This window comes from Pedobacter sp. AC212 (genome assembly GCF_979258625.1).
Genome location: NZ_OZ409870.1, coordinates 558,862 through 572,005, shown reverse-complemented (window position 1 = coordinate 572,005; position 13,144 = coordinate 558,862). Strand labels below are relative to the sequence as shown.

Here is a 13,144-nt window from a genome sequence, read left to right as displayed (position 1 = left end):
CCATGAACGACAATCATTTTAACGCTAAAAAAATGAAGTGGAACTTCATGATCATCAGTACGCTCATCATCTTATCGATGCTGGCATTTGTTACGGCCTATGCGCAAAACCCTTCGAAAATTTCAGGTAAGGTAACAGATTTAGATGGCCGCCCGGTTGGGGCGAGTGTGAGGTTTAAAGGAGGGATGCTGCTTGCCGATGGCAGGAACGGCGAATTTACCATCCCTTTTGTTAAACCTGGCGATACCATACGCTTTACTGCTTTGGGCTATACCAGCCTGACAAAAGTTTACCATCGGGAGGGCGATTTTCTCCTCATTAAAATGACCGAAGAAGTGAAGCAACTGGAAGATGTGGTGGTACAAACCGGTTATCAAACGGTAAAGCCAAACGAGATTAATGGCGCTGTTTCGCTGATTAATGAGCAGGCGCTTCAAAGCCGGGTGGGTACCAATATCCTCGACAGGATTATTGGTCAAAGCAGCGGATTGATGCAGCAAACCGGCAAAAGCAATGGCAATCCTCAAAACACCACCAACCTGAGCATCCGAGGCCTGGGCACTATTAATGGCCCTTTGGATCCGCTGATTGTACTCGATGGTTTTATTTATGAAGGCGACATCGGCAACATCAATCCGAACGACGTAGAAAGTGTTTCGGTTTTGAAGGATGCGGCGGCTGCATCAATTTGGGGCGCCAGGGCAGGCAATGGAGTGATTGTGATCACCAGTAAGCGTGGAAAATTAAACCAGGCCATGCAGATTTCCTTTGGAGCCAATTATTTTTCACAGGCATTGCCTAAGCTGAAAGAAATGAATCAACTGGAAGCCCGTGATTACATCATGGTGGAGCGGCAATTATTTGATGCGGGTTATTTTAATGATAGGATCACCACCACGCCTTTTTATGCGCTCACGCCAGCGGTAGAAATTTTATTGGCCATGCGCAATGGGTCGCTTAATCAGCAAAGCGGGGCAGCTCAATTGGAAGCCCTGAGCAAAAATGATACCCGCCAATCGTATCTGGATAATTTCTATACCCATGCAGTTACCCAACAATACAATCTGAATGTAAAGGGTGGTGGAGAACGGAACAGTTACTTATTTGGAATTGCTTACGATCGGGCTAAAGGAGAAACCTACACCACAAATAACAAACTGAACCTTCATTTTGCCAACGATTTTAAAATTATTAAAAACCTCGATTTAAGCACCAATATCTATTACACCAACAGTACAGCGAATAGCGGCCGGCCCGCATATAACAGTTTATCCGTTGGCGGTCGTTTTCCGGCTTATCTCGATTTTGCATCAAGCGATAAATTGGCTTATCAATACCGTTCGGCCTATACCGATACTTTGGCAGGAGGCAAATTGCTCGATTGGGCTTACTATCCGCTCGACGATTATAACCATGATGGGTATAAAAGAAAAACGCAGGAATTTTTTGCCAACGCAGGCTTGCGCTATCAGATCATGAGCGGCTTAAATTTACAGTTGAGCTACCAATACCAGAAACAGAATTCGGCATATACCCAAACGGCCGATGCGCAGAGCTACGCTGCCCGGAACCTGGTAAATACCTTTAGTCAATATGATCAAAGTACAGGCTTGATCAAATATATCGTGCCAAAGGGCGGCATCCTGAATATGGATCAAACGGAAGTGTATTCTCAAACCGGGCGGGCGCAGTTTAATTACAACAAGCTATTGGGCCTGCATGCCATTAATGCCATTTTGGGGGCTGAAATGCGTTCGGCAAGCACCAGTGGCCATGCCAGCAGGCGTTTGGGTTATCAGGCCGATCCGCTCTATTTTAGTGTGGTGGATGAATTAACCCCTTATCCTGAATTGTTAACCGGTAATTACAGTCAGCTGGCAGGAGGCAATACTATAACGCAAACCGACTACAGGTTTGTAAGTTTATATGCCAATATTGCCTACAGTTATAAAGGGCGCTATACCCTAAGCAGCAGTGTTCGCCGTGATGGCTCTAATATATTTGGAGCGAATACCAACGATAAATGGAAACCTTTGTGGAGCGCAGGTTTGGGATGGAAACTGGCGGAAGAAAGTTTTTATACCCTGGATTGGCTGCCGGTATTCACATTAACCAGCACTTTCGGTTATAGTGGCAATGTAGATTTAAGCAGAAGCGCATCGGCAATTGCCGGATATGCCAACAACACAGTAACCGGTTTTCCGATTACCAGGGTAAACACCATTGGCAACCCCAGTTTGCGCTGGGAGCAATTGTCGCAACTCAACTTCAAGGTTGATTTTGAACTGAAGAGGCAGCGATTCACCGGATCGTTTTCCTGGTACCTTAAAAAAGGAGCTGATTTGTACGGCAATGCTCCTTACGATTATACCACCTGGGGCGGCAGAGATGATTTAGTGAGGAATATCGCCAACATGAAAGGTTACGGTTTCGATTTGGATTTACACAGCAGAAACATCCATGGGGGTCGTTTCAGTTGGAATACCGATTTATACCTTAGTTATAACCAAAGTAAAACAACCAAGTATTATAATCAATATGGTGTTAATATCGTCAGTCTCCTCTCGGGAGGCACCTTTATTACCCCACTGGAAGGCTATCCACTCTACTCCATTGCAGCCTACAAATGGGGCGGCTTGGATGGGCAGGGCAATCCGCAAGGTTACCTGAAGGGGCAATTGAGTACAGACTATAATGCCATTGCCGAAGAGGCCGGGCAAACTGGTGCTAACCTGGAATATAAAGGAACTGCCAGCCCTACCTATTTCGGATCGTTAATCAATACCTTTAGCTGGAAGCAGTTGAGCTTATCCTTCAATATCAATTATAAACTCGGCTATCAGGTGCGGAAACCTGCAATTGCTTACAGTCAGTTGATCAGCAATGGGATCGGCAATAAGGAGTTTGCCACACGCTGGCAAAAACCAGGTGATGAGCGCACGACCGATGTACCTGCTTTCATTTATCCTGTTAATGGTAACCGTGATGCTTTCTATGCAGGCGCAACCGCCAACATTATGCCTGGCGATCACATCAGGCTGGATTACATTCGTTTGGCTTATACTTTCAGTACAGCAACCTGGAAGTTTCCTTTCCGCAACCTGGAGGCATATACAGGCCTGCAAAATGCCGGCATTTTATGGAAAGCCAATCATGATGATTACGATCCGGATTATACCCATGTCATCCCACCAGGCCGCCAGTTCACCTTTGGCTTAAGAGGCTCATTTTAAATTCAAAAACGATGAAAAAGAAATACACAATAGCAATCATTATGGGGCTCTATGCCACCATTGCCATATTGGGCTGTAAAAAATATCTGGAAATAAAATCCGATGCGAAGCTTGTGATCCCGAAAACACTTGCTGATGCGCAGGGATTACTGGATGATGCGAATTTAATGAACCTGAGAACTACGCCTTCATTTGGCGAGGCTTCAAGCGATGACTTTTTCCTGCCGCCAGCCAGTTACAACGCTATTATTACCCGGGGGCAGGAAGCTTATACCTGGCAACCTACTGCTTACCGCTATCAAAATGATTGGAGCATGGGCTACCTTGCCGTTTACAATAGCAATTTAAGTCTGGAGCTATTGGATGATATCACCCGCGATACGGCAAATGCGGAGGCCTGGGATCATGTTAAGGGCAGTGCCTTATTTTTCAGGGCCTATTATTTCCTGATGCTGAATAGCCAGTTTGGTTTAGCCTATGATCAGTCAGCAGTTTCCAATCCAGGAATTCCGCTGCGTTTAAATACCGATTTTAACAGCCCATCAGTAAGGGCAAGCGTGAGCGAGGTTTATCAGCAGGTGATTGAGGATGCCACCAGAGCAATCGATTTATTACCCAACTATCCGCAGCATGTGATGCGCCCATCAAAAGGGGCGGCGGCGGCCTTGCTTTCGCGGTGTTATCTCTACATGCATCAATATGATCTGGCTTTAAAATATGCTGCTGAAGCGCTTAAGTTAAATAACAAGCTCATGAATTTCAACGGCGATACGGATCTGTTAGCATTGAGTAACGCTGTACCTGTTAAAAAATTTAATAAAGAAACCATTTGGTATGCAGAATTATCAACCAGTTTTGGTGTAACTACAACTGCCAGAATAAGGATTGATTCTAATTTATATGCCAGTTATGGTCCAAATGATTTAAGGAAAACTGCGTTTTTTAAAGCCGCCGCACCGTACCAGCAATTTAAAGGGAACTATACCGGAAGCGCTACAGTTTATTTTTCAGGGTTTGCAACTGACGAGCTTTATTTAAATAGCGCAGAGTCTAAGGCCTATCTTAATGATTTGCCTGGCGCAATGGCCGATTTAAACACTTTATTGAAGAGCAGGTGGAAAAACTCAGTAGCTTTTGTACCTATAACGGCAGTCGACAGAATTGATGCCCTGGATAAAATCAGATTAGAACGGAGAAAGGAGCTTTTAATGCGGGGCCTGCGCTTCGGTGATTTGAAGCGATACAACAAAGAAGGTGCGAACATTATCCTGAAAAGATTAGTGAACGGCAAAACCTATACACTTTTGCCAAATGCAGGCTATTATGCATTACCGATCCCCACAGATATTATTGAGGCTTCGGGCATGCCACAAAATTAAAAAAAGGGCAGATAAATTTATCTGCCCTTTGCCGTTTTATCAAATTGATGTACTATTGAATACTACGGTTTTGAATTTCCATGCTGGCATCTGCACTTCCTGCTACGTACGCATTGGCTGATGAGATGGCACTCGCATTTAGATTTAAGGTAGATTTCAATGTTGGGGTAGCACCTGCATTTACATAGGCCGCATCTACTTTTATTAAACAGGCTTGTTCCTGCTCCTGATCACAATCTCCTGCTGTTGCATCATAAACCCATTTGCTTTCATCTTCTACGTTAGCTTCGCTATGATTGGCATCATTGAAACGAAAGGTGTATTGGATTCTCTTTGCACTGCTTTCTGTTTTAAAGGCAGATCCTGTGAAAACCAATGTTAATCCGAAAGCGGCGGCCAACAGGCCTTTGCTTAAATTTTTAATGTTTGTATTCATGTTTTAATACTGCTTGTTTGCATTTGAAAAAGCAGTGAAAAAGTTTAGTTTAAGGTTTGGGCTTTCGCCCCTTTTTTAAAATAATTTATGCTGTAACGGCTAACCTCCTTCCTTTTTTGCTCATGGTGTAAAGACAAAAACTATTGATGGCGATTAAAATCAGATTGAATTTTAAATGATTTTTCCAGCTCATTTTGGAAATGAAGCCCCCGCAGCTGCAAGGCCTTTCAGGGAAAGCCCCATTAAGAACCAGTAAAATGTAAATGGTAAACGCTATCAAAAGCACTAAGGAAAGGATTAGGCCGGTTAACTTTTTACCGCTCATTAAAAGGAAGGCCGCTAAGGCCTCGCTAATCAATAATCCGTAAGTTAATATGCCCTGAAAAAAGAGGGGAAAAGGCTGATCAGCCATTTGATTTTGGTAATGATTAAAATCGATGATTTTGATAAAAAAGGCGTAAGTCCACAAAGCGATGAGCAGCATCAACCCTGCTGTATTTAAAAGATTACCGATGATTAACCTGCTTTTCATATCCCTCGTTTTGAATAGAATAAAGCTAGCCGGATAAGGAAGAGTAACGGGGGCTAGAATTGCACCGAATGCAAGCTTAATTTGCAGCGCTTATAATCAATTCGGCTTTGGGCGGTTGAGTTAATCCATCTGATGGATGATTTACATGGAGATATTGGCTTCAGCTGCATGCGCAGGTTTTAGCCATAACGCAAATGTTTGATGGTGCTGATGCTCATGCCCAAAAAGGAGGAAATATCTTTCAGGCCGGCATGCAGCAATAAGGAAGAATGGTATTTCATCAGGAATGCGTAGCGGGCAGCACTTTCGGCATGTTGAATCAAATCAAGATGTTCACTAAGTTTTTGATTGATGCGCTCCAGATAGCCCTGACTAATCAAGTAGTATTCCGGAAAAAGGTGGTTGAGGTGCTTGAGGTGAATATACGATAGGGCAATTACCGTACTTTGCTGATCGAGTGAGATGGTGGTTCTGGCTGGGGTTTGGCTAAAAAGGCCATCAAGCGGCAAGATCAACTCATTCTGCCAGTACCATAAAGTTAAATCTTCCGCAGTATTTTCATCTACACGGTGTACCCTTGCCGAACCCGATGGCAGATACCAGATGTGTTTTGGAATTTTACCGGCCTCTAACAGCTTGGAGTTTTTGGGCAATACTTTTTCGGTAACACTTTCTTCCAGGTATTCAGTCAACCCTTCGGATAGCGGATGGTATTGACTCAGGTGTTTTGTAAAATCATTGAAGGTGGTCATGGTCGTATTTAGGATGAATTGGATCCAAATGTACAGGGGATGTGAGCTAATAGGGATGGTTGTGTTTTACTCTCCGCAACAAAGTATCGGTCAATGCACTGCGGATTTCAGGATGTGCCTACTGATATTCAATGGTAAAAGTGAGTGTTTCTTCTTGTGTAAACCCTTCAACAGATGAATATTTACCCTTCGTATCTTCATGCACAATAACCACCTTGTCTTGTGTTTCGGAGCGGGCAGCAGTAGTGGCCGCCTTGACTAGCACGACAGGAAGCCGGTTTTCAATAAAGTAAGCGCTTTTAACCGCGGCCATGGCAATAAATTCGTTGCTTAATGCAGTAAGGAAAATAATCTGGCTTTCGGCCAGGTTAAAATTCCCCGTTAACCACCTCCTGAAATCGGCGATGATTGCTGCTGCTTCAAACTTTAATTGGGCGTCGGGCAATTGGTAAAGCTGCCTCAAAAGTTCGGATAAACCTTCGGGACTAAGTTCATTTTTATCCATAGTATTCGTTTTAATCTTGCACACCATTGTGCTCTTCAAACTTAGAGATCAATCTAAAGCCAACAAAATACAGACGAGCGGGAAAACCATAAAGTGTCCATTTACAGCGCTATTTGACACCAAATAGCTCGCAATTTGCCCAAAACCAGGTATAAATGGTCCATAATAATTACCTGGGTAAGCTTAAAAATAAGGTAGATAAGCGGTTTAGCAGCGGTGTTTTCAGTGGATAAGAAATAAATTTTATACCTTTTAAGCCTAAACGAAACGTAACCTGTAAAACCATTGAAATCCAGATTAACCAATAAAACCTATTTACCTCTGGCATCCCGTTTAATCCTCGCTGTTACTGCTGCTTTTTATATAGTAGTGGAAGGACAGCAAAGGCCGGTTTGGGTTGTCATTTTTGACCCTAACGTAATCATCACCATCATATTCAGTATTGGGATTGCATTCATTTTAATTGCCATCATTCATCAGAGCACTAAAACGCTGGATCATTATCATCCCTGGCACCGCAACTTCAACAAACGCCTGGCTTTTCAATTGCTCTGCTGCGCCTTGTTTCCTATTGCACTTGATTTAGCGCTTGTGAAGTACTTTTTTTGGTTATTTCGCTACGATTTCTCAAAAAGCAATTATCTAACTTCCGAATTTCCATTGGTGAAGTTACTGATCTATGGCTTTAATCTCTGGTACTACTTCGTTTATTCCAGCAATCAGCCAATCGCTAATGATTCTCCGGAACTTGCTCCTCCGGATTCACCCGGAAGCGAATCGAGTGAATCCTCTGCGGTACAGTTACCATTATTGGCGTTCAATGGGAGCATGGGAATCAATAAAAGGGTTTTTCATGTAAGAGATTTAAATTGCTACAAACGGGAGTCGAATGCAGGCATGGCACTTTTAAAAGACAATACCATTTGGTTTATCGATTTCAAAACCGATGAGTTGGAAGCGAAACTTAATCCACAAGATTTCTTCAAAATCAACCGAAACGTGATTATTGGTTTCGACACTATTGAAACGTATAAAAACGATGGTAAAGGAGGTATGCTAATCTTAAAAAGCGGAATTAATTTTGATGGATCTGTATCGGTAACGCGAAACCGTTATCCGAAATTTAAAGTTGCCTTTAAAGAATATATCGAGAGGCAATAGTGTCCTTTTTCAATATGTTAAAAAGATTGCTTTTGTGTATAATTTCATTGAAATAATAGCTGTTTTTATATCCTTCTTTAAGTAAATTTAATCATCGGTCAGTGCATAGTTACAAGTAATATTATTAGGCAACATTTAATCGAATCATGAAACGATTACTGCTGTTGCCGGCAATTAAGACTTTGAATTATGAAAAAGATCGATACCCTCATTCAAATCCTTTATAAAATTTATCTTTTGTTAAAGGAACACCCCAATCTTTTATTGTCTTCGCCACCGCTTATGCCTGAAGAGGAACAAATGACCCGTCAGGAGGTTAAAGATTATTTAAAAATTAGCGAGAGCACCTACAAGCGTAAAGTAAAAGATGGCACATTAAGGCCAATCAAAATGCCTGGTGGCGATCGGTTTTACAAGCGTGAATTGCTGGCGGCTTTCCAGGAAAGCTATCGAAAAGGAAGATTATAATTTCTTCACCCTTTCTGGCACAAAGGTTAACCCTTACTTTACCCCATGTAAACCTTTTCTTTACCTATCCTGTACCTATCCTATACCCTTTCATTACCTCGCAGTAACCCTTAAGGTTAAGTGAAGCTTTGGTGTTGGTTCGCGAGCGCTAACCAGATTGTCCTGGCTGCGCAAGGAAAGCATGTCGTAATTTACAAGAGAGATTTTTTGCTTTTTTTATCAAGAACAATGGAGGTTGCTTCCATGGAGGCGAAAGATCCTTCGATTACGCTCAGGATGACAACTGGCGAGATTAACACCCGTCTTAAAAGATCTCTCCGCTACCGTCGAGATCACGGAATGGTTGGATGAGGGATTGGTATTTCTGCATATCGCTATAGCAATCATATTATCAGGCCTGGCAAATGATGAAAGGAGAAAAGCTATATGTTCTATATGCCTATATGGTTCAAAACCTAAATGATTGTAATCTTACTGGGAAAGATTGAAGAGGTCCTTCGACAAGCTCAGGATGACATCGGCTCAGGGCTGGACCAAGCTTAAAAGATCTCTCCGCTACCGCCGAGATAACGGGCTGGCTGGATGAGAGATTGGTATTTCTGCATATCGCTATAGCAATCATGTTATCCGGCCTGGCAAATGATGAAAGGAGAAAAACTATATGTTCTATATGTCTATATGGTTCAAACCTGAGAGATTGTAATCTTACTGGGAAAGATTGAAGAGGTCCTTCGACAAGCTCAGGATGACATCTGCTTAGGGCTGGACCATGCTTAAAAGATTTCTCCGCTACCGCCGAGATAACGGGCTGGCTGGATGAGAGATTGGTATTTCTGCATATCGCTATAGCAATCATGTTATCCGGCCTGGCAAATGATGAAAGGAGAAAAACTATATGTTCTATATGTCTATATGGTTCAAAACCTGAGAGATTGTAATCTTACTGGGAAAGATTGAAGAGGTCCTTCGACAAGCTCAGGATGACATCTGCTTAGGGCTGGACCATGCTTAAAAGATCTCTCCGCTACCGCCGAGATAACGGGCTGGCTGGATGAGAGATTGGTATTTCTGCATATCGCTATAGCAATCATGTTATCCGGTCTGGCAAATGATGAAGGAAAAAAACTATATGTTCTATATGCCTATATGGTTCAAAACCTAACTGATTGTAATCTTACTGGGAAAGATTGAAGAGGTCCTTCGACAAGCTCAGGATGACAACTGGCGAGATTAATACCCGTCTTAAAAGATCTCTCCGCTACGGTCAAGATGACGGAATGGTTGGATGAGGGATTGGTATTTCTGCATATCACTATAGCAATCATGTAATCCGGCCTGGCAAATGATGAAAGGAGAAAAACTATATGTTCTATATGCCTATATGGTTCAAAACCTAACTGATTGTAATCTTACTGGGAAAGATTGAAGAGGTCCTTCGACAAGCTCAGGATGACAACTGCTCAGGGCTGAACCAAGCTTAAAAGATCTCTCCGCTACGTTCGAGATAACGGGCTGGTTGGGTGAGGGATCGGTATTTCTGCATATCGCTATAGCAATCATGTTATCCGGCCTGGCAAATGATGAAAAGAGAAAAACTATATGTTCTATATGCCTATATGGTTCAAAACCTAACTGATTGTAATCTTACTTGGAAAGATTGAAGAGGTCCTTCGACAAGCTCAGGATGACATCGGCTCAGGGCTGGACCAAGCTTAAAAGATCTCTCCGCTACCGCCGAGATAACGGGCTGGCTGGATGAGAGATTGGTATTTCTGCATATCGCTATAGCAATCATGTTATCCGGCCTGGCAAATGATGAAAGGAGAAAAACTATATGTTCTATATGTCTACATGGTTCAAAACCTAAATGATTGTAATCTTACTGGGAAAGATTGAAGAGGTCCTTCGACAAGCTCAGGATGACAACTGGCGAGATTAATACCCGTTTTAAAAGATCTCTCCGCTGCGGTCGAGATGACGGATTGGTTGGATGAGGGATTGGTAGTTCTGCATATCACTATAGCAATCATGTTATCCAGCCTGGCAAATGATGAAAGGAGAAAAGCTATATGTTCTATATGCCTATATGGTTCAAAACCTAAACGATTTCGATCCGTAAAAGAGAATTGCATCGTCTATGGTTCACTTCAGCCCATAATAGATCATCTCGTCCCAATACAGCCTAAAATGCATTTCAGCCTAATAATGTGGACTATGTTTGATCATGGATTTCAAAATATACCGGTATTCAACATCCATTTAAACAATGATCACATTTTAAAATTTAACATTATGGGAAGTTATTCAAAAGGTGCCAACGGCACATTCTCTGGTAAAGTAGGAAGCGTTGTAGGTAGTAGCTGGCGTAGTATTGATTATCTAAAAGGTTTACCGAAAAAAAGCACCAAAGTGGCAACGATAGACCAGATTACACAACGGGCAAAATTTGCCCTGGCTCCTCTTTATCTAAGGCCAATCAAAGACATTCTTAATATTGGTTTTGGTGATAAAAAGTTAAACAAGATCACGGGCTATAATGCTGCAGTGAAAGTATTTTTAACACAGGCCGTGGGTGGGGTTTATCCTGATTTTGAAATCGATTTTTCAAAGATGGTAATGAGCAAGGGCTCACTGTCAGTATTCCATGGTCTCGGCTCTACATTGCAGGGAAGCGATTTAATCTTAACCTGGCAAAACATCTTGAACAGGTACAATTCGTTTGCCGATGATGCATTAATTGTCATTATTTTCAATGAAACAAAAATGATGTATCTCATTTATGAGGAAATGAGCCGGGCTGATTTAACCTATACCGTTAGCATAGGGCCTGAATTTGCCGGGGATGTATTTTATACCTGGGCGTTTGCTTTAAAAAGAGAAGGCGATGTTGTAGCCAACAGTCAATACCTTGGTTCGTTTACCATGCCTTAATTAATCACTTAAAGTCTGCTTGATGGGGCACCTTTTGAAAGCCAAAAGCCAATTGGGATGTTCCCCATCAGGCAGCTTTTCTTAAAAATCAAAATCATGAAAACACTATTATTAGGCAGCCAGGCGCTGCTCAAAATTCCATTCATTCATCTGGTAATGCCTTTGCTTCTTTTAGGTTTATGGTTCAGCCTCCCAAAGATTATTGGCTACCTGGAGCCCACTGCTGGCCTGCTTGATGCCGGAGTTGTTCAAGTAATTCTATTGAGTTTTACTTGCTATTTCATACTACTAATTTTCTGCTGGTTGTTGCTTAACCGTTTTTGGCGCTTGGCCGGCCTCACCCAAACTAAACAGATGGTTTCACAATTTCAAACATTAATGACATGGCAACAATTAGGATTTTACTGGGCATCTTTTGCCTTGCTGCTTTTGGCTGGAGTGGGCTGCCTGGAGGCGGTTTTGTAGGTCGGGCTGGGTTTGGAGCTGGAACTTTGGAGTCGGCAGTTGCTAGTAAGCAGTTGCCAGCCTTTAGTGTGGCTTACAGAAAAGCAAAGCCTTTGCATCTTATTTCCAGAAAGGTAGCCCCTTATGCGGATAAAAATGCCATTATCTCCATAGCACAATCTCAGATCGGTGTGCGGGAGGCTACAGGCAAAAACGACGGTTTAAACGTAGCGCAATACCTTGCCTATACCGGAGAGCAGAAGGGAGCGCCCTGGTGTGCCGCCTTTGTAAGCTGGGTATTTGGAAGGGCGGGTTTCGGTCAGCCTAAAACCGCCTGGAGCCCTGCGCTGTTTCCGCTACAAAATCGAACGACTGACATCCAACCTGCAACTGTATTTGGCATCTATTTTCCCGCTTTAAAAAGGATTGCCCATTGTGGTTTTGTAGAGCGCCTGGAGGGGCACTGGATCATCACCATTGAAGGCAATACAAACGTTGCCGGAAGCAGGGAAGGTGATGGTGTGTATCGAAAACGGAGATTGCTGAATACGGTCAAGTATTTTGCCGATTGGACCAAAGGGAAGGAGGAAGCAAAGCATGAGAAATTTTAGACTGTTATTGATGATCATCAGCCTCACCACCGCCTGTGGGAGTATTAAAGATAAACAGCTTCTGAAAGCAAGTACCTCCGAAGCGGAAGCCATTGAAATAAATACGGATTTATCGATCGCTGCTACCACCAATGAATTAATTACCGACAGTTCCCGGCAGGATTACCTGGTGGAGATTTCACCCCTTGGCGTTTTCACTTATGATGCCGTTAACGGATACAAAGGCATGGCCAGCCAATTGTTATGGAAAGGAAAATTACAGCAACAAAGGCAGATGAAGCGCCAGGAGAATCAACTCATTGGCGTTAATTACCGGCAAACCCAGACCACAAAAATAAAGAAGACTCAATTGGAGGAACATCTCAAAAAATCAGATTGGGGTTCAGCCATTTGGCTTTGGCTTGCAGTAGCCGGTGGGATATTCCTTGCTTGGGTGATCCTGGATTCAAGGTTGCGAAAGAAGTTGGCAATGATTTAAATTAAACGGCGCACAATAAACGGGGTATCTGACCGTATAATATACGAGAGCGTTAATTTAGATCAAACGGGAATTGTCCAAAATTGGATGATTCCCGTTTTCTTTTAGGGTACTCATAAAAAAAGCCTTAAAGGTGGTCTTTAAGGCCTAAGGGCTAATATAAAAAGTGGTCCCGACGAGAATCGAACTCAATGCATTTAAAGGCATTTAGAAG

Annotated in this window: 12 protein-coding genes; 8 read left to right on the top strand and 4 right to left on the bottom strand. The window is 42.7% G+C overall.

Annotated features, from left to right (window positions below; translation table 11 throughout):
• Positions 1–2: 2 nt before the first annotated feature.
• Positions 3–3,233: a SusC/RagA family TonB-linked outer membrane protein gene (locus ACZZZC_RS02485; RefSeq protein WP_463486512.1), complete on the top strand. Its 3,231-nt coding sequence runs from the start codon at positions 3–5 to the stop codon at positions 3,231–3,233.
• An 11-nt stretch (positions 3,234–3,244) separates the two neighbouring features.
• Positions 3,245–4,612 (top strand): RagB/SusD family nutrient uptake outer membrane protein, encoded by a 1,368-nt coding sequence (locus tag ACZZZC_RS02480; RefSeq protein WP_463486511.1) that lies wholly within the window; start codon positions 3,245–3,247, stop codon positions 4,610–4,612.
• A gap of 52 nt (positions 4,613–4,664) precedes the next feature.
• On the opposite strand, the gene ACZZZC_RS02475 is transcribed toward ACZZZC_RS02480, so the two are convergent.
• The 4 genes from ACZZZC_RS02475 to ACZZZC_RS02460 all read right to left on the bottom strand — a co-directional run bounded on the left by ACZZZC_RS02475 (position 4,665) and on the right by ACZZZC_RS02460 (position 6,837).
• On the bottom strand, positions 4,665–5,048 hold the full coding sequence (locus tag ACZZZC_RS02475) for a hypothetical protein (RefSeq protein WP_463486510.1): 384 nt from the start codon (positions 5,046–5,048) through the stop codon (positions 4,665–4,667).
• A gap of 85 nt (positions 5,049–5,133) precedes the next feature.
• Positions 5,134–5,580 carry a MauE/DoxX family redox-associated membrane protein gene (locus ACZZZC_RS02470; protein ID WP_463486509.1) on the bottom strand — a complete coding sequence of 149 codons (447 nt, stop codon included), beginning with the start codon at positions 5,578–5,580 and terminating at the stop codon, positions 5,134–5,136.
• A gap of 179 nt (positions 5,581–5,759) precedes the next feature.
• A complete protein-coding gene (locus ACZZZC_RS02465) occupies positions 5,760–6,332 on the bottom strand; it encodes a Crp/Fnr family transcriptional regulator (RefSeq protein WP_463486508.1) in 573 nt (190 codons plus the stop codon).
• A gap of 118 nt (positions 6,333–6,450) precedes the next feature.
• A complete protein-coding gene (locus tag ACZZZC_RS02460) occupies positions 6,451–6,837 on the bottom strand; it encodes a hypothetical protein (RefSeq protein ID WP_463484665.1) in 387 nt (128 codons plus the stop codon).
• A gap of 285 nt (positions 6,838–7,122) precedes the next feature.
• Here ACZZZC_RS02460 and ACZZZC_RS02455 point away from each other — a divergent pair, with 285 nt between their 5' ends.
• The 6 genes from ACZZZC_RS02455 (at position 7,123) to ACZZZC_RS02430 (ending at position 12,930) form a co-directional block, all read left to right on the top strand.
• On the top strand, positions 7,123–7,998 hold the full coding sequence (locus tag ACZZZC_RS02455; protein ID WP_463486507.1) for a LytTR family transcriptional regulator DNA-binding domain-containing protein: 876 nt from the start codon (positions 7,123–7,125) through the stop codon (positions 7,996–7,998).
• A 189-nt stretch (positions 7,999–8,187) separates the two neighbouring features.
• Positions 8,188–8,466, top strand: a complete 279-nt coding sequence (locus ACZZZC_RS02450) for a helix-turn-helix domain-containing protein (RefSeq protein WP_463484663.1) — start codon at positions 8,188–8,190, stop codon at positions 8,464–8,466.
• A 2,292-nt stretch (positions 8,467–10,758) separates the two neighbouring features.
• Positions 10,759–11,397, top strand: a complete 639-nt coding sequence (locus tag ACZZZC_RS02445) for a DUF6266 family protein (protein WP_463486506.1) — start codon at positions 10,759–10,761, stop codon at positions 11,395–11,397.
• 96 nt (positions 11,398–11,493) lie between these two features.
• Positions 11,494–11,862, top strand: a complete 369-nt coding sequence (locus ACZZZC_RS02440) for a hypothetical protein (protein WP_463486505.1) — start codon at positions 11,494–11,496, stop codon at positions 11,860–11,862.
• Positions 11,781–12,452 (top strand): C40 family peptidase, encoded by a 672-nt coding sequence (locus ACZZZC_RS02435; protein WP_463486504.1) that lies wholly within the window; start codon positions 11,781–11,783, stop codon positions 12,450–12,452. Before ACZZZC_RS02440 ends, ACZZZC_RS02435 begins: the two co-directional genes overlap by 82 nt.
• Positions 12,439–12,930, top strand: coding sequence for a hypothetical protein (locus ACZZZC_RS02430; RefSeq protein ID WP_463486503.1), 492 nt, complete (start codon positions 12,439–12,441; stop codon positions 12,928–12,930). Before ACZZZC_RS02435 ends, ACZZZC_RS02430 begins: the two co-directional genes overlap by 14 nt.
• Positions 12,931–13,144 lie beyond the last annotated feature (214 nt).

What these genes read in the sequence shown, in the direction of transcription:
- ACZZZC_RS02475 (WP_463486510.1), bottom strand. Translation starts at nt 5,048, where the DNA reads ATGAATACAAACATTAAAAATTTAAGCAAAGGCCTGTTGGCCGCCGCT.
- ACZZZC_RS02465 (WP_463486508.1), bottom strand. Translation starts at nt 6,332, where the DNA reads ATGACCACCTTCAATGATTTTACAAAACACCTGAGTCAATACCATCCG.
- ACZZZC_RS02485 (WP_463486512.1), top strand. Translation starts at nt 3, where the DNA reads ATGAACGACAATCATTTTAACGCTAAAAAAATGAAGTGGAACTTCATG.
- ACZZZC_RS02430 (WP_463486503.1), top strand. Translation starts at nt 12,439, where the DNA reads ATGAGAAATTTTAGACTGTTATTGATGATCATCAGCCTCACCACCGCC.
- ACZZZC_RS02445 (WP_463486506.1), top strand. Translation starts at nt 10,759, where the DNA reads ATGGGAAGTTATTCAAAAGGTGCCAACGGCACATTCTCTGGTAAAGTA.
- ACZZZC_RS02435 (WP_463486504.1), top strand. Translation starts at nt 11,781, where the DNA reads ATGGCAACAATTAGGATTTTACTGGGCATCTTTTGCCTTGCTGCTTTT.
- ACZZZC_RS02440 (WP_463486505.1), top strand. Translation starts at nt 11,494, where the DNA reads ATGAAAACACTATTATTAGGCAGCCAGGCGCTGCTCAAAATTCCATTC.
- ACZZZC_RS02470 (WP_463486509.1), bottom strand. Translation starts at nt 5,580, where the DNA reads ATGAAAAGCAGGTTAATCATCGGTAATCTTTTAAATACAGCAGGGTTG.
- ACZZZC_RS02460 (WP_463484665.1), bottom strand. Translation starts at nt 6,837, where the DNA reads ATGGATAAAAATGAACTTAGTCCCGAAGGTTTATCCGAACTTTTGAGG.
- ACZZZC_RS02450 (WP_463484663.1), top strand. Translation starts at nt 8,188, where the DNA reads ATGAAAAAGATCGATACCCTCATTCAAATCCTTTATAAAATTTATCTT.
- ACZZZC_RS02480 (WP_463486511.1), top strand. Translation starts at nt 3,245, where the DNA reads ATGAAAAAGAAATACACAATAGCAATCATTATGGGGCTCTATGCCACC.